Here is a 15,328-nt window from a genome sequence, read left to right on the forward strand (position 1 = left end):
TGTCCTCACCAGCAACGGTGAGAATGTTGAACTGTCGTATGTGCAGGCTCCTACGTCGCCTGCGTCGAACAAAAACTCCACCCCCGCCCGATCGTTCGCCAGCTATCTGGCGAGCGCTCAGCGCTCGAACGGGCGTGGATTTTTGCCCTCCTGTAGATCATAAGAAAGGGCAAAATTTAACTCATTGATAAACAAAGAAAAAAAAGGGGGGGGTGCGTCACCAGCTATGACGCACCCCTGCGTCACCCTAGATGGCGCAGGTTTGACGAAAAATGAGTCACTTCTGTCCACTTTTTGGCCAGATCAGGCGCAAAATGGGCGTTGACCGAGCGCCCAAAATTGGACATTGTTGGCGAGAAGTTGGTCACAGATGGCGCAGGCCTGCGTCAACTACGCGCCAGTAAGTTTACCGAGAAGAGACGCCATGTCGAAGCCTATGCCCCTGCGAAGCCCCCTCATGGCAACTGGATTCAAACAGAGCGCAAAGCGCATGAAGAATCGGCCAAACTCATAGGCCGCGCGCCAAAGGCGGCGCAGTTGATGCACATCATCACTGCCCGGATCGGTGAACAAAACGCTGTCGTTATCTCGCAAAAGACATTGACCGAACTGATGGGTGCATCACGGCGAACTGTGCAGCGCGCCCTTACGACACTTGCCGACGAACGCTGGATCGAGGTTCGTCAGATCGGCGAAAATGGGACAGTAAACGCATACATCATCAATGATCGCGTTGCATGGACCGGAAAGCGTGACGGCATCCGATACAGCCTGTTCAGCGCAAATATCGTGATTTCATCAACGGAACAGCCTGATCGTGAAGCGGTCGAGAATGACCAGCTAGAACCACTCCGCCATATCCCATCTCTGTTCCGCGACGAACAGCAACTGCCCTCTGGAGAGGGCCTCCCCTGTTTCTCAACCGGCCTTCCCGGCATGGAACATGCTTTACCAGCCCGCCATCGTGGCAATGCGCCAGATTTTGATAGTGAATAGGGGGTGTTCACAGTGGCCAAACTTTCCATGCGTGATGCGGCCAAGCACTTTGATGTTTCCCGGCCAACCCTGCAAAAAGCTCTTAAATCTGGTAAAATATCGGGTGTTCAAGATGGGAAAGGCCATTGGACACTTGACCCGGCAGAACTGGCAAGGGTTTACCAGCCCCGGAAAGCGCAGGCGGAAAAGGTGGACAACACTATACCGGCCAATTTTACCAGTGAGAACACCCCTTTACAGGGAGAAGTTGAAGCCTTGAGAGCGCGCCTTGCAGAGGCAGAGCAAAGGGCTGCGGTGGCCGAGGCGCTGGCGGATGAACGCAGCAGACACATCCAAGACCTCCGAAGGATGCTCCCCGCCCCAGATAATACGCCGCGCCCCAAGGGTTTCTTCAAACGACTGCTTGGGCAGTGACAACAACAGGGGCTGCCGTGTCAGTAATTTCCGATTTCATTTCAAAGGTGCAGGCCATCCATAAGACAGGGGCCGCAACCGAACACTCCTACCGATCCGCACTGGAAACCCTGCTTAGTGGCCTCGAAGAGGGCACGACAGCTCTGAATGAGCCTAAGCGGGTGAAATGCGGCGCCCCGACTTCATCGTCCAGCGGGGCGAGATCGTCGTCGGCCATGTAGAGGCCAAGGACATCGGCCTTGATTTGCGGGCGATGAAGGACACCAACAAGGAGCAGCAACAGCGCTATCTCAAGGCGCTGCCGAATCTTGTCTATACGAATTGCCTTGATTGGGACTTCTATCGGGACGGAGAACGCTTCGCCTCCGTGACTGTGGCCGATTACCTGATGGGCATTCAGCCCAAGCCCGAAGAATATGACCGCCTCGAACATCTGCTGCGCGAGTTTATCGCTCAGAAACCACAGACCATCACCTCTACGGAAAAGCTGGCAAAGATGATGGCGGGCAAGGCCGGCCTCATCAAGGATGTGCTGTTCAAGGTGCTGCGGGAAGACACGGAGTTCCGCACCGATCTGGGTGGGCAATACAAGGCGTTCCGGGAGCACCTGATCCACGACATCAAACCTGAGGACTTTGCCGACATCTACGCCGAAACCATTGCTTACGGCATGTTTGCGGCCCGCCTGCACGACACCTCACTGGAAACCTTCACCCGGCAAGAGGCGCTGGAACTGCTGCCTAAATCCAACCCGTTCCTGCGCAACCTGTTCAGCTATGTGGCAGGGCCAAGCCTTGATGACAGCATCCGCTGGATCATCGACGATCTGGCAGATGTTTTTCAGGCTGCCAACGTGGCAGTCTTGATGAAGGATTTTGGGACTCTGACAGGCCGAAAAGACCCGTTCCTGCACTTTTACGAGGATTTTCTCGCCGCCTATAACCCGACCAAGCGCAAGGCGCGGGGCGTCTGGTATACCCCGGAACCCGTGGTCAATTTCATCGTCCGTGCGGTGGATGAGGTGCTGCGCACCGAGTTCGGGCTGGCTGACGGACTGGCCGACACCTCGAAGGTGACAATCGACCTCGACACCGGACACAACGACGCCAAGGGCAAACCGATCACCCACAAACGCGATGTGCATCGGGTCCAGATCCTCGATCCTGCCACCGGAACAGGAACCTTTCTGGCTGAGGTCATCAAGCAGATCGCCCCCAAGGTCAAAGACGTGGCCGAAGGCATGTGGTCCGGCTACATCGAGCGTGACCTGATCCCGCGCCTGCACGGCTTCGAGCTGCTGATGGCTTCCTATGCCATGTGCCATATGAAGCTGGATATGATCCTGGGCGAGCTAGGGTATCGCCCAGGCAAAACCCCACCGCGACTGTCGGTCTATCTGACCAACAGCCTTGAGGAAGGCGACCGCGATGTCCGCGACCTGTTCATGGCGCAGTGGCTGACGCGCGAGGCCCAAGAGGCCAATGTCATCAAGCGCGACATGCCCATCATGTGCGTTCTCGGAAACCCGCCCTATTCCGGGGTCAGCTCCAACAACGGCGCGTGGGCCACAAACCTGATTGCCCCTTACAAGATGGAACCGGGCGGCAAGGTGAAGCTCAAAGAGCGGAATCCCAAGTGGATCAACGACGATTACGTCAAATTCATCCGTTACGCCGAACACATGATTTCCAAGACGGGCGAGGGCGTTTTGGGGTTCATCACCAATCATGGCTACATCGACAGCCCTACATTCCGGGGGATGCGCTGGCACCTGATGCAGAGCTTCGACAAGCTCTATATCCTCGATCTGCACGGCAACTCGAAGAAGAAAGAGGTCGCGCCGGACGGGTCGAACGATGTCAACGTCTTCGACATCATGCAGGGCGTGGCCGTCATCATCGGCGTGAAGCATCGCAAGAAGGGCGAGACGGCAAAGAAGCCCCCCGTTCCGGCCGAGGTGTTCCATGCCGAATTCTGGGGGCCAAGGCGGCAGAAATACGACCGCTTGCAACAGTCTGAGCTGAACAGCCTGTCATGGACCAAGCTGGACCCGGACCCGAAATATCAGATGTTCTATCCGATCAACCGGAAGCTCTTGGAAGCCTACGACACGGGCTTTAACCTATCTGAGTTCTTTCTGCACAGCACTATGGGGGTAATCACGAAAAGGGATAATTTTACGATCCGCCTAGAGGCCGACGAGGTTTGGAACGTTGTTGAACGAATGTCCCGGACACCGGATTCTGACCTCCATAGGGTATTCAACCTTCCCAAGGACAGCGATTGGGAAGCGATAAACGCCAAGCAGGACATCATCTCCTCGGGGCCAGATCGTAGTTTTGTAAAATCAATACGATATGCCCCTTTCGATAATCGTTTCACCTACTACACGGGCCGAACACGTGGCTTCCTCGCCCGTCCAGTAGAACAAACGATGCGACATTTCCACGAAGGCAACTTTGCGCTTTCGGTGACCAGAAAAATCGACATCGGTTCTGGCTGGAACCACGTCTTGGCAATTGACCGGATGATGACTCACCATGCTGTGTCTCAGAAGGAGGGCAACTATTTGATGCCCTTGTATCTGCTTCCAGAGGAACAAGACCTCGACCAAAAGCGGCGCGTGAACTTCAACGCCAAACTCTGGAAAAAACTGCGCACGAAGGCGAAAGACGTCGCCCACGGCGAACCTGATGAGCTGGCGACCTTTGACTACATCTACGGCGTCCTGCACTGCCAAGCTTATCGGGAAACCTTTGCCGAGTTCCTCAAGATCGACTTCCCCCGCATTCCGTGGCCCGCCACGCCCGCCGAGTTCTGGGACGTGGCCGAAAAAGGCGGACAGCTCCGCCGCCTGCATCTGATGGAGCCTGCGGCCATCGGCGAAACGCCCTATCCGTTCCGTGGTGAGGGCGATGGAGCAGTCACCGAACCAAAGTTCAAGGACGGCAAGGTCTGGATCAACGACACCCAGCACTTCGCGGACGTGCCGCAAGCGGCATGGGATGCGCTGATCGGCGGCTACCAGCCCGCCCAGAAATGGTTGAAGGACCGCAAAGGTCGTGAGCTGGGTTTTGATGATGTGAGGCACTACCGGCAAATCATCAAAATTCTTCTGGAAACCAATCGTATCATGCAGACGATCACGCTGACGCTGGATGTTCCAGCGTGACCGTTTCGGGTTTTCCATGTTGCAAAGACAGGGTGTGAAGGTGGCAAGAAATAGGAACGTATACTTCACACCCCTTCGCCTCCCCTTGAAAAACCCAAGCGATTAGGTTATATACTCATCAATGCCAACTGTCCTTCGCCTCGATGGCCTGCGCGTGAGAATCTATGTGGACGATCACCGACCCGCCCATGTCCACGTCATCGCAGCAGATGGTGAGGCTGTATTCGTGCTGAACTGCCCTGACGGCCCGCCAGAACTGCGGGAACGCCATGGGGTGTCGTTGCAGATGGTGAACCGCATCCAGAAGGAACTGGCAAAGCATCTGTCAGTCCTTTGCCCGAAGTGGAGAGAAATTCATGGAGATTTCTGAGCAAGAATTTCAGGCCGCGACCCTTCGTGGCGAAGAGATGCGGCGCAGGGGTTATGCCATCCGGGCCGATTATGACACCCGTCAAAACAGGCTGGTCGTGGACCTCAACACAGGCGTCACGGTCATGGTGCCCGTGCATCTGATCGAGGAGCTGTCGGACGCCACAGCCGACGATCTGACGGAGATTGAGATCAGCCCGGCAGGGACCGCGCTGCACTGGCCCCGTCTGGACGCGGATGTCTACGTGCCAAGCCTGATGCAGGGGATCTACGGCACGAAGCGCTGGATGGCTGCACAGCTTGGCGCTGCCGGGGGTAGCGTCACGTCACCCGCCAAGGCAGCGGCGGCACGGGCAAACGGTGCCAAAGGCGGGCGACCGAAGAAGCAGGCATAGCGATGCCGATGACGTGGCTTGCGGTCTATGCGCAGCATGGCTCGTGCAGCTACGGCGAGCTGTCCGCAGAGCGCCTGCGGGCAATCCTGCTGGGCGATGCGCCCGCACCGGATGAACAGGCCAGTGTCCGGCAAGCGCTGCTGGAGACCGACGCGGTGGCGCTCAACTGCGCCCCGGCGCAGGAGCTGGCCAACGAGCTGGGGCTGACGCTGGCCCAGCTTGACGTGCGGTGTGTCGAGCTGACCGGGCACAAGCTGGGGTCGGCATCACACACAGAGCTGGCACGGCAGACAGCAAACCCCTGATCGACATCGCCCGCCATGAGGCAGGGGAGAGAAGGGGTTTGCAGCCGCCAACGGCGGCTTGGCAAGGCGCGGCCCAAGGGGTTGCAAGCTGCGCAGATCATCAGATCGGAGAACGGGGTTTCCAAAGGGGCGTGGCCTCTTTGGTCCTGCGGAAGGCATGGGGGGTTTTGAAAGGGGGGAGAGTGTGCTATCACCCCTTCACCTACGAGATAAGCTTGCTTATCTCTAGTAGGTTAGAGAATAAGGATTCTCTGCAAGGATAGATTGCCATGACGGACGACGTTCTCAAACCGGAAAAAAGCGGAAACTCCCGCGCCGCGCAAACACGGATCAAGGGCAAGAGCGCAGGTGGCATTGGCGGGCAAAGGGCGCATGATTTGCGCATCGGGCCACAGCCAGATTATGTCGATGCCTCCCGCGCTCACCTCAACCGGGTGCTGATCGCACCGCAGACAGGCACGCAGCTGCGCAAAATCTGCGAAGAGCGCCGCGCCCTGCGCACCACCACCCGCGCGATGAAGTCCAGCGCCGCCGTGGGTGTCGTCGGCATCATCACCTTCGGTCATGAGGCTCAGAAAATCTTCGATGCGCTGACACTGGAACAACAGGACGCGGCCTATCGCGAGACAGCAGAGGCCATTGCAGAACGGCTCAACACCACCTTGACTGGGCTGGTGGCGCATGGCGACGAAAGCGCCGCCCATGCCCATTTCCAGCTGCCCGCCTATGACCTGACCGGACATCCTGTCAGCGAGACGGCCAAGCGTGCGGCGTTGCGGGACTTGCAGACCATCACGGCTGAGGTGATGGGCCGTCATGCGCCGGGCATCGAGCGGGGCCGGTCGAAGCTGGATCGCCTCAAGGCCGGTGCAACGCCCGCCGAGGTCGTCAACCGCTCGGTGGCCCAGCTCCACGACGATCTGCCCATCGAAATTGCCCAGCTTGAGACAGAGATCGCCACGAAGAAAAACCAGTCCTCAGACCTCGATAGTGAAATCGCAGCCCGACAGGGCCTGCTGTCAGAGCTGGCGGCTAAGATCGAAAACAACGAACGCCTTGCCGCTGCTGCCCTTGAAAAAGCCGCCACGAATGAAGCGAAGGCCGACAAGGCCCTGAAGAATGCAGCCCTCTATGAGGGCCGTGCCGAAAAGGCACGGCGAGAACGGGACGCGGAAGAGCGCACCTTGAGCAACCTGCAACTGGACCGGCGCAAGGAAGAGGAACGGCTGGAACGTCTCCGGGAACAGCAGGCGGCAATTCTCGCTGAAAACCAGAGGCAGCTCGAACTTGGCAAACGGATCGCCCAGGAGAACGACCTGCTGTTGGAGAAAGAAAGACAGAAGGCTGAGACCCTGACGATAGAGCTGGGGAGACTGGAAGCCGAAACCATTCACTTGAAGACCGTTGTGGAAGAGCAGGAGGCGTTCATTGCCGATGCCGAACGGATCGCTGACGTTCAATGGGATCGTGCCAACGCTGCCATGGACGCTCAGAGCGCGGCAGAGGCCAAAAGGAAGGCGGCAGACACGGAAGCTGCCCAAATCCGTGAGACGGCCCTTAGAGACGCTCAGAAGGCCGCTGATGCCCTTCTAGCTGCGGCGCAGGACCAAGGCGTCAGGGAAGCGCTGCGCGTCACCGAAGAGGTGTCTAAGAGGTTGGAGGCCGAATTGCTGTCAGAGGGTCAAAAGGCCCTGCTCAACGCAGAACGTGAACGCGATCAGTGGAGGACTGCGTTCGAGCTGCTACGGGATGCTGTCAAAAGCCTGATCCCTGCCAACCTCTATGAGACTGTTCGGGATCGATTCATGGGGAAGTGGTCTAAACATCCTGACAACCCGGAGCGAAAACCAGAACCGCCGCCTCCATCTTATTCCGCGGGTCCGTCTGGTCCCTGACCATTCTCAGCAAATCCAGTGCTTTCTTCACGCGTAACGGTTCGATCTGTGGATAACCTTCCCCTCCCTGCCTGACCCACCCTATCCTGTCAGCGTTGCGCTTGTGTGAAGCGATGTCCTCACCAGCAACGGTGAGAATGTTGAACTGTCGTATGTGCAGGCTCCTACGTCGCCTGCGTCGAACAAAAACTCCACCCCCGCCCGATCGTTCGCCAGCTATCTGGCGAGCGCTCACGCTCGAACGGGCGTGGATTTTTTGCCCTCCTGTAGATCATAAGAAAGGGCAAAATTTAACTCATTGATAAACAAAGAAAAAAAAGGGGGGGGTGCGTCACCAGCTATGACGCACCCCTGCGTCACCCTAGATGGCGCAGGTTTGACGAAAAATGAGTCACTTCTGTCCACTTTTTGGCCAGATCAGGCGCAAAATGGGCGTTGACCGAGCGCCCAAAATTGGACATTGTTGGCGAGAAGTTGGTCACAGATGGCGCAGGCCTGCGTCAACTACGCGCCAGTAAGTTTACCGAGAAGAGACGCCATGTCGAAGCCTATGCCCCCTGCGAAGCCCCCTCATGGCAACTGGATTCAAACAGAGCGCAAAGCGCATGAAGAATGGGCCAAACTCATAGGCCGCGCGCCAAAGGCGGCGCAGTTGATGCACATCATCACTGCCCGGATCGGTGAACAAAACGCTGTCGTTATCTCGCAAAAGACATTGACCGAACTGATGGGTGCATCACGGCGAACTGTGCAGCGCGCCCTTACGACACTTGCCGACGAACGCTGGATCGAGGTTCGTCAGATCGGCGAAAATGGGACAGTAAACGCATACATCATCAATGATCGCGTTGCATGGACCGGAAAGCGTGACGGCATCCGATACAGCCTGTTCAGCGCAAATATCGTGATTTCATCAACGGAACAGCCTGATCGTGAAGCGGTCGAGAATGACCAGCTAGAACCACTCCGCCATATCCCATCTCTGTTCCGCGACGAACAGCAACTGCCCTCTGGAGAGGGCCTCCCCCCTGTTTCTCAACCGGCCTTCCCCGGCATGGAACATGCTTTACCAGCCCGCCATCGTGGCAATGCGCCAGATTTTGATAGTGAATAGGGGGTGTTCACAGTGGCCAAACTTTCCATGCGTGATGCGGCCAAGCACTTTGATGTTTCCCGGCCAACCCTGCAAAAAGCTCTTAAATCTGGTAAAATATCGGGTGTTCAAGATGGGAAAGGCCATTGGACACTTGACCCGGCAGAACTGGCAAGGGTTTACCAGCCCCGGAAAGCGCAGGCGGAAAAGGTGGACAACACTATACCGGCCAATTTTACCAGTGAGAACACCCCTTTACAGGGAGAAGTTGAAGCCTTGAGAGCGCGCCTTGCAGAGGCAGAGCAAAGGGCTGCGGTGGCCGAGGCGCTGGCGGATGAACGCAGCAGACACATCCAAGACCTCCGAAGGATGCTCCCCGCCCCAGATAATACGCCGCGCCCCAAGGGTTTCTTCAAACGACTGCTTGGGCAGTGACAACAACAGGGGCTGCCGTGTCAGTAATTTCCGATTTCATTTCAAAGGTGCAGGCCGTCCATAAGACAGGGGCCGCAACCGAACACTCCTACCGATCCGCACTGGAAACCCTGCTTAGTGGCCTCGAAGAGGGCACGACAGCTCTGAATGAGCCTAAGCGGGTGAAATGCGGCGCCCCCGACTTCATCGTCCAGCGGGGCGAGATCGTCGTCGGCCATGTAGAGGCCAAGGACATCGGCCTTGATTTGCGGGCGATGAAGGACACCAACAAGGAGCAGCAACAGCGCTATCTCAAGGCGCTGCCGAATCTTGTCTATACGAATTGCCTTGATTGGGACTTCTATCGGGACGGAGAACGCTTCGCCTCCGTGACTGTGGCCGATTACCTGATGGGCATTCAGCCCAAGCCCGAAGAATATGACCGCCTCGAACATCTGCTGCGCGAGTTTATCGCTCAGAAACCACAGACCATCACCTCTACGGAAAAGCTGGCAAAGATGATGGCGGGCAAGGCCGGCCTCATCAAGGATGTGCTGTTCAAGGTGCTGCGGGAAGACACGGAGTTCCGCACCGATCTGGGTGGGCAATACAAGGCGTTCCGGGAGCACCTGATCCACGACATCAAACCTGAGGACTTTGCCGACATCTACGCCGAAACCATTGCTTACGGCATGTTTGCGGCCCGCCTGCACGACACCTCACTGGAAACCTTCACCCGGCAAGAGGCGCTGGAACTGCTGCCTAAATCCAACCCGTTCCTGCGCAACCTGTTCAGCTATGTGGCAGGGCCAAGCCTTGATGACAGCATCCGCTGGATCATCGACGATCTGGCAGATGTTTTTCAGGCTGCCAACGTGGCAGTCTTGATGAAGGATTTTGGGACTCTGACAGGCCGAAAAGACCCGTTCCTGCACTTTTACGAGGATTTTCTCGCCGCCTATAACCCGACCAAGCGCAAGGCGCGGGGCGTCTGGTATACCCCGGAACCCGTGGTCAATTTCATCGTCCGTGCGGTGGATGAGGTGCTGCGCACCGAGTTCGGGCTGGCTGACGGACTGGCCGACACCTCGAAGGTGACAATCGACCTCGACACCGGACACAACGACGCCAAGGGCAAACCGATCACCCACAAACGCGATGTGCATCGGGTCCAGATCCTCGATCCTGCCACCGGAACAGGAACCTTTCTGGCTGAGGTCATCAAGCAGATCGCCCCCAAGGTCAAAGACGTGGCCGAAGGCATGTGGTCCGGCTACATCGAGCGTGACCTGATCCCGCGCCTGCACGGCTTTCGAGCTGCCGATGGCTTCCTATGCCATGTGCCATATGAAGCTGGATATGATCCTGGGCGAGCTAGGGTATCGCCCAGGCAAAACCCCACCGCGACTGTCGGTCTATCTGACCAACAGCCTTGAGGAAGGCGACCGCGATGTCCGCGACCTGTTCATGGCGCAGTGGCTGACGCGCGAGGCCCAAGAGGCCAATGTCATCAAGCGCGACATGCCCATCATGTGCGTTCTCGGAAACCCGCCCTATTCCGGGGTCAGCTCCAACAACGGCGCGTGGGCCACAAACCTGATTGCCCCTTACAAGATGGAACCGGGCGGCAAGGTGAAGCTCAAAGAGCGGAATCCCAAGTGGATCAACGACGATTACGTCAAATTCATCCGTTACGCCGAACACATGATTTCCAAGACGGGCGAGGGCGTTTTGGGGTTCATCACCAATCATGGCTACATCGACAGCCCTACATTCCGGGGGATGCGCTGGCACCTGATGCAGAGCTTCGACAAGCTCTATATCCTCGATCTGCACGGCAACTCGAAGAAGAAAGAGGTCGCGCCGGACGGGTCGAACGATGTCAACGTCTTCGACATCATGCAGGGCGTGGCCGTCATCATCGGCGTGAAGCATCGCAAGAAGGGCGAGACGGCAAAGAAGCCCCCCGTTCCGGCCGAGGTGTTCCATGCCGAATTCTGGGGGCCAAGGCGGCAGAAATACGACCGCTTGCAACAGTCTGAGCTGAACAGCCTGTCATGGACCAAGCTGGACCCGGACCCGAAATATCAGATGTTCTATCCGATCAACCGGAAGCTCTTGGAAGCCTACGACACGGGCTTTAACCTATCTGAGTTCTTTCTGCACAGCACTATGGGGGTAATCACGAAAAGGGATAATTTTACGATCCGCCTAGAGGCCGACGAGGTTTGGAACGTTGTTGAACGAATGTCCCGGACACCGGATTCTGACCTCCATAGGGTATTCAACCTTCCCAAGGACAGCGATTGGGAAGCGATAAACGCCAAGCAGGACATCATCTCCTCGGGGCCAGATCGTAGTTTTGTAAAATCAATACGATATGCCCCTTTCGATAATCGTTTCACCTACTACACGGGCCGAACACGTGGCTTCCTCGCCCGTCCAGTAGAACAAACGATGCGACATTTCCACGAAGGCAACTTTGCGCTTTCGGTGACCAGAAAAATCGACATCGGTTCTGGCTGGAACCACGTCTTGGCAATTGACCGGATGATGACTTACCATGCTGTGTCTCAGAAGGAGGGCAACTATTTGATGCCCTTGTATCTGCTTCCAGAGGAACAAGACCTCGACCAAAAGCGGCGCGTGAACTTCAACGCCAAACTCTGGAAAAAACTGCGCACGAAGGCGAAAGACGTCGCCCACGGCGAACCTGATGAGCTGGCGACCTTTGACTACATCTACGGCGTCCTGCACTGCCAAGCTTATCGGGAAACCTTTGCCGAGTTCCTCAAGATCGACTTCCCCCGCATTCCGTGGCCCGCCACGCCCGCCGAGTTCTGGGACGTGGCCGAAAAAGGCGGACAGCTCCGCCGCCTGCATCTGATGGAGCCTGCGGCCATCGGCGAAACGCCCTATCCGTTCCGTGGTGAGGGCGATGGAGCAGTCACCGAACCAAAGTTCAAGGACGGCAAGGTCTGGATCAACGACACCCAGCACTTCGCGGACGTGCCGCAAGCGGCATGGGATGCGCTGATCGGCGGCTACCAGCCCGCCCAGAAATGGTTGAAGGACCGCAAAGGTCGTGAGCTGGGTTTTGATGATGTGAGGCACTACCGGCAAATCATCAAAATTCTTCTGGAAACCAATCGTATCATGCAGACGATCACGCTGACGCTGGATGTTCCAGCGTGACCGTTTCGGGTTTTCCATGTTGCAAAGACAGGGTGTGAAGGTGGCAAGAAATAGGAACGTATACTTCACACCCCTTCGCCTCCCCTTGAAAAACCCAAGCGATTAGGTTATATACTCATCAATGCCAACTGTCCTTCGCCTCGATGGCCTGCGCGTGAGAATCTATGTGGACGATCACCGACCCGCCCATGTCCACGTCATCGCAGCAGATGGTGAGGCTGTATTCGTGCTGAACTGCCCTGACGGCCCGCCAGAACTGCGGGAACGCCATGGGGTGTCGTTGCAGATGGTGAACCGCATCCAGAAGGAACTGGCAAAGCATCTGTCAGTCCTTTGCCCGAAGTGGAGAGAAATTCATGGAGATTTCTGAGCAAGAATTTCAGGCCGCGACCCTTCGTGGCGAAGAGATGCGGCGCAGGGGTTATGCCATCCGGGCCGATTATGACACCCGTCAAAACAGGCTGGTCGTGGACCTCAACACAGGCGTCACGGTCATGGTGCCCGTGCATCTGATCGAGGAGCTGTCGGACGCCACAGCCGACGATCTGACGGAGATTGAGATCAGCCCGGCAGGGACCGCGCTGCACTGGCCCCGTCTGGACGCGGATGTCTACGTGCCAAGCCTGATGCAGGGGATCTACGGCACGAAGCGCTGGATGGCTGCACAGCTTGGCGCTGCCGGGGGTAGCGTCACGTCACCCGCCAAGGCAGCGGCGGCACGGGCAAACGGTGCCAAAGGCGGGCGACCGAAGAAGCAGGCATAGCGATGCCGATGACGTGGCTTGCGGTCTATGCGCAGCATGGCTCGTGCAGCTACGGCGAGCTGTCCGCAGAGCGCCTGCGGGCAATCCTGCTGGGCGATGCGCCCGCACCGGATGAACAGGCCAGTGTCCGGCAAGCGCTGCTGGAGACCGACGCGGTGGCGCTCAACTGCGCCCCGGCGCAGGAGCTGGCCAACGAGCTGGGGCTGACGCTGGCCCAGCTTGACGTGCGGTGTGTCGAGCTGACCGGGCACAAGCTGGGGTCGGCATCACACACAGAGCTGGCACGGCAGACAGCAAACCCCTGATCGACATCGCCCGCCATGAGGCAGGGGAGAGAAGGGGTTTGCAGCCGCCAACGGCGGCTTGGCAAGGCGCGGCCCAAGGGGTTGCAAGCTGCGCAGATCATCAGATCGGAGAACGGGGTTTCCAAAGGGGCGTGGCCTCTTTGGTCCTGCGGAAGGCATGGGGGGTTTTGAAAGGGGGGAGAGGTGCTATCACCCCTTCACCTACGAGATAAGCTTGCTTATCTCTAGTAGGTTAGAGAATAAGGATTCTCTGCAAGGATAGATTGCCATGACGGACGACGTTCTCAAACCGGAAAAAGCGGAAACTCCCGCGCCGCGCAAACACGGATCAAGGGCAAGAGCGCAGGTGGCATTGGCGGGCAAAGGGCGCATGATTTGCGCATCGGGCCACAGCCAGATTATGTCGATGCCTCCCGCGCTCACCTCAACCGGGTGCTGATCGCACCGCAGACAGGCACGCAGCTGCGCAAAATCTGCGAAGAGCGCCGCGCCCTGCGCACCACCACCCGCGCGATGAAGTCCAGCGCCGCCGTGGGTGTCGTCGGCATCATCACCTTCGGTCATGAGGCTCAGAAAATCTTCGATGCGCTGACACTGGAACAACAGGACGCGGCCTATCGCGAGACAGCAGAGGCCATTGCAGAACGGCTCAACACCACCTTGACTGGGCTGGTGGCGCATGGCGACGAAAGCGCCGCCCATGCCCATTTCCAGCTGCCCGCCTATGACCTGACCGGACATCCTGTCAGCGAGACGGCCAAGCGTGCGGCGTTGCGGGACTTGCAGACCATCACGGCTGAGGTGATGGGCCGTCATGCGCCGGGCATCGAGCGGGGCCGGTCGAAGCTGGATCGCCTCAAGGCCGGTGCAACGCCCGCCGAGGTCGTCAACCGCTCGGTGGCCCAGCTCCACGACGATCTGCCCATCGAAATTGCCCAGCTTGAGACAGAGATCGCCACGAAGAAAAACCAGTCCTCAGACCTCGATAGTGAAATCGCAGCCCGACAGGGCCTGCTGTCAGAGCTGGCGGCTAAGATCGAAAACAACGAACGCCTTGCCGCTGCTGCCCTTGAAAAAGCCGCCACGAATGAAGCGAAGGCCGACAAGGCCCTGAAGAATGCAGCCCTCTATGAGGGCCGTGCCGAAAAGGCACGGCGAGAACGGGACGCGGAAGAGCGCACCTTGAGCAACCTGCAACTGGACCGGCGCAAGGAAGAGGAACGGCTGGAACGTCTCCGGGAACAGCAGGCGGCAATTCTCGCTGAAAACCAGAGGCAGCTCGAACTTGGCAAACGGATCGCCCAGGAGAACGACCTGCTGTTGGAGAAAGAAAGACAGAAGGCTGAGACCCTGACGATAGAGCTGGGGAGACTGGAAGCCGAAACCATTCACTTGAAGACCGTTGTGGAAGAGCAGGAGGCGTTCATTGCCGATGCCGAACGGATCGCTGACGTTCAATGGGATCGTGCCAACGCTGCCATGGACGCTCAGAGCGCGGCAGAGGCCAAAAGGAAGGCGGCAGACACGGAAGCTGCCCAAATCCGTGAGACGGCCCTTAGAGACGCTCAGAAGGCCGCTGATGCCCTTCTAGCTGCGGCGCAGGACCAAGGCGTCAGGGAAGCGCTGCGCGTCACCGAAGAGGTGTCTAAGAGGTTGGAGGCCGAATTGCTGTCAGAGGGTCAAAAGGCCCTGCTCAACGCAGAACGTGAACGCGATCAGTGGAGGACTGCGTTCGAGCTGCTACGGGATGCTGTCAAAAGCCTGATCCCTGCCAACCTCTATGAGACTGTTCGGGATCGATTCATGGGGAAGTGGTCTAAACATCCTGACAACCCGGAGCGAAAACCAGAACCGCCGCCTCCATCTTATTCCGCGGGTCCGTCTGGTCCCTGACCATTCTCAGCAAATCCAGTGCTTTCTTCACGCGTAACGGTTCGATCTGTGGATAACCTTCCCCTCCCTGCCTGACCCACCCTATCCTGTCAGCGTTGCGCTTGTGTGAAGCGATGTC

Annotated in this window: 15 protein-coding genes; all 15 read left to right on the forward strand. The window is 57.8% G+C overall.

All coding sequences use genetic code 11. The features are described 5' to 3' along the window. Window positions 1–321 precede the first annotated feature (321 nt). The 15 genes from P8S53_RS16775 (at window position 322) to P8S53_RS16840 (ending at window position 15,210) form a co-directional block, all read left to right on the forward strand. Window positions 322–996, forward strand: a complete 675-nt coding sequence (locus P8S53_RS16775) for a helix-turn-helix domain-containing protein (protein ID WP_277806735.1) — start codon at window positions 322–324, stop codon at window positions 994–996. Window positions 997–1,008: 12 nt separating this feature from the next. Then, window positions 1,009–1,410, forward strand: coding sequence for a helix-turn-helix domain-containing protein (locus P8S53_RS16780; protein WP_277806731.1), 402 nt, complete (start codon window positions 1,009–1,011; stop codon window positions 1,408–1,410). Window positions 1,411–1,576: 166 nt separating this feature from the next. Continuing rightward, window positions 1,577–4,582, forward strand: a complete 3,006-nt coding sequence (locus P8S53_RS16785) for a type ISP restriction/modification enzyme (protein ID WP_306417960.1) — start codon at window positions 1,577–1,579, stop codon at window positions 4,580–4,582. A 121-nt stretch (window positions 4,583–4,703) separates the two neighbouring features. Then, window positions 4,704–4,952, forward strand: coding sequence for a DUF4160 domain-containing protein (locus P8S53_RS16790; RefSeq protein WP_277806732.1), 249 nt, complete (start codon window positions 4,704–4,706; stop codon window positions 4,950–4,952). Continuing rightward, on the forward strand, window positions 4,939–5,346 hold the full coding sequence (locus tag P8S53_RS16795) for a DUF2442 domain-containing protein (protein WP_277806733.1): 408 nt from the start codon (window positions 4,939–4,941) through the stop codon (window positions 5,344–5,346). Before P8S53_RS16790 ends, P8S53_RS16795 begins: the two co-directional genes overlap by 14 nt. Window positions 5,347–5,348: 2 nt before the next feature. Further along, complete coding sequence (locus P8S53_RS16800; protein WP_277806734.1) at window positions 5,349–5,651, forward strand: hypothetical protein; 303 nt, start codon at window positions 5,349–5,351, stop codon at window positions 5,649–5,651. A 269-nt stretch (window positions 5,652–5,920) separates the two neighbouring features. Next, entirely contained in the window at window positions 5,921–7,546 is a 1,626-nt protein-coding gene (locus P8S53_RS16805) for a plasmid recombination protein (RefSeq protein ID WP_277806736.1), read from the forward strand. Window positions 7,547–8,084: 538 nt separating this feature from the next. Then, a complete protein-coding gene (locus P8S53_RS16810; protein ID WP_277806730.1) occupies window positions 8,085–8,660 on the forward strand; it encodes a helix-turn-helix domain-containing protein in 576 nt (191 codons plus the stop codon). A 12-nt stretch (window positions 8,661–8,672) separates the two neighbouring features. Further along, complete coding sequence (locus tag P8S53_RS16815) at window positions 8,673–9,074, forward strand: helix-turn-helix domain-containing protein (RefSeq protein WP_277806731.1); 402 nt, start codon at window positions 8,673–8,675, stop codon at window positions 9,072–9,074. A 17-nt stretch (window positions 9,075–9,091) separates the two neighbouring features. Continuing rightward, window positions 9,092–10,489 carry an N-6 DNA methylase gene (locus P8S53_RS21345; RefSeq protein WP_306417958.1) on the forward strand — a complete coding sequence of 466 codons (1,398 nt, stop codon included), beginning with the start codon at window positions 9,092–9,094 and terminating at the stop codon, window positions 10,487–10,489. Then, window positions 10,413–12,248, forward strand: coding sequence for a type ISP restriction/modification enzyme (locus P8S53_RS21350; RefSeq protein WP_306417959.1), 1,836 nt, complete (start codon window positions 10,413–10,415; stop codon window positions 12,246–12,248). The genes P8S53_RS21345 and P8S53_RS21350 overlap by 77 nt, the downstream gene beginning before the upstream one ends. A gap of 121 nt (window positions 12,249–12,369) precedes the next feature. Then, window positions 12,370–12,618, forward strand: coding sequence for a DUF4160 domain-containing protein (locus P8S53_RS16825; RefSeq protein WP_277806732.1), 249 nt, complete (start codon window positions 12,370–12,372; stop codon window positions 12,616–12,618). Beyond that, entirely contained in the window at window positions 12,605–13,012 is a 408-nt protein-coding gene (locus P8S53_RS16830; RefSeq protein ID WP_277806733.1) for a DUF2442 domain-containing protein, read from the forward strand. Before P8S53_RS16825 ends, P8S53_RS16830 begins: the two co-directional genes overlap by 14 nt. A gap of 2 nt (window positions 13,013–13,014) precedes the next feature. Beyond that, window positions 13,015–13,317 carry a hypothetical protein gene (locus tag P8S53_RS16835; protein ID WP_277806734.1) on the forward strand — a complete coding sequence of 101 codons (303 nt, stop codon included), beginning with the start codon at window positions 13,015–13,017 and terminating at the stop codon, window positions 13,315–13,317. Between the two features lie 327 nt (window positions 13,318–13,644). Next, on the forward strand, window positions 13,645–15,210 hold the full coding sequence (locus tag P8S53_RS16840) for a plasmid recombination protein (RefSeq protein WP_277806737.1): 1,566 nt from the start codon (window positions 13,645–13,647) through the stop codon (window positions 15,208–15,210). The last annotated feature ends 118 nt before the right edge of the window (window positions 15,211–15,328 follow it).

This window comes from Roseinatronobacter sp. S2 (assembly GCF_029581395.1).
Lineage (GTDB): Bacteria > Pseudomonadota > Alphaproteobacteria > Rhodobacterales > Rhodobacteraceae > Roseinatronobacter.

What these genes read in the sequence shown, in the direction of transcription:
- P8S53_RS16785 (WP_306417960.1), top strand. Translation starts at nt 1,577, where the DNA reads ATGCGGCGCCCCGACTTCATCGTCCAGCGGGGCGAGATCGTCGTCGGC.
- P8S53_RS16790 (WP_277806732.1), top strand. Translation starts at nt 4,704, where the DNA reads ATGCCAACTGTCCTTCGCCTCGATGGCCTGCGCGTGAGAATCTATGTG.
- P8S53_RS16795 (WP_277806733.1), top strand. Translation starts at nt 4,939, where the DNA reads ATGGAGATTTCTGAGCAAGAATTTCAGGCCGCGACCCTTCGTGGCGAA.
- P8S53_RS16800 (WP_277806734.1), top strand. Translation starts at nt 5,349, where the DNA reads ATGCCGATGACGTGGCTTGCGGTCTATGCGCAGCATGGCTCGTGCAGC.
- P8S53_RS16805 (WP_277806736.1), top strand. Translation starts at nt 5,921, where the DNA reads ATGACGGACGACGTTCTCAAACCGGAAAAAAGCGGAAACTCCCGCGCC.
- P8S53_RS16810 (WP_277806730.1), top strand. Translation starts at nt 8,085, where the DNA reads ATGTCGAAGCCTATGCCCCCTGCGAAGCCCCCTCATGGCAACTGGATT.
- P8S53_RS21350 (WP_306417959.1), top strand. Translation starts at nt 10,413, where the DNA reads ATGATCCTGGGCGAGCTAGGGTATCGCCCAGGCAAAACCCCACCGCGA.
- P8S53_RS16825 (WP_277806732.1), top strand. Translation starts at nt 12,370, where the DNA reads ATGCCAACTGTCCTTCGCCTCGATGGCCTGCGCGTGAGAATCTATGTG.
- P8S53_RS16830 (WP_277806733.1), top strand. Translation starts at nt 12,605, where the DNA reads ATGGAGATTTCTGAGCAAGAATTTCAGGCCGCGACCCTTCGTGGCGAA.
- P8S53_RS16835 (WP_277806734.1), top strand. Translation starts at nt 13,015, where the DNA reads ATGCCGATGACGTGGCTTGCGGTCTATGCGCAGCATGGCTCGTGCAGC.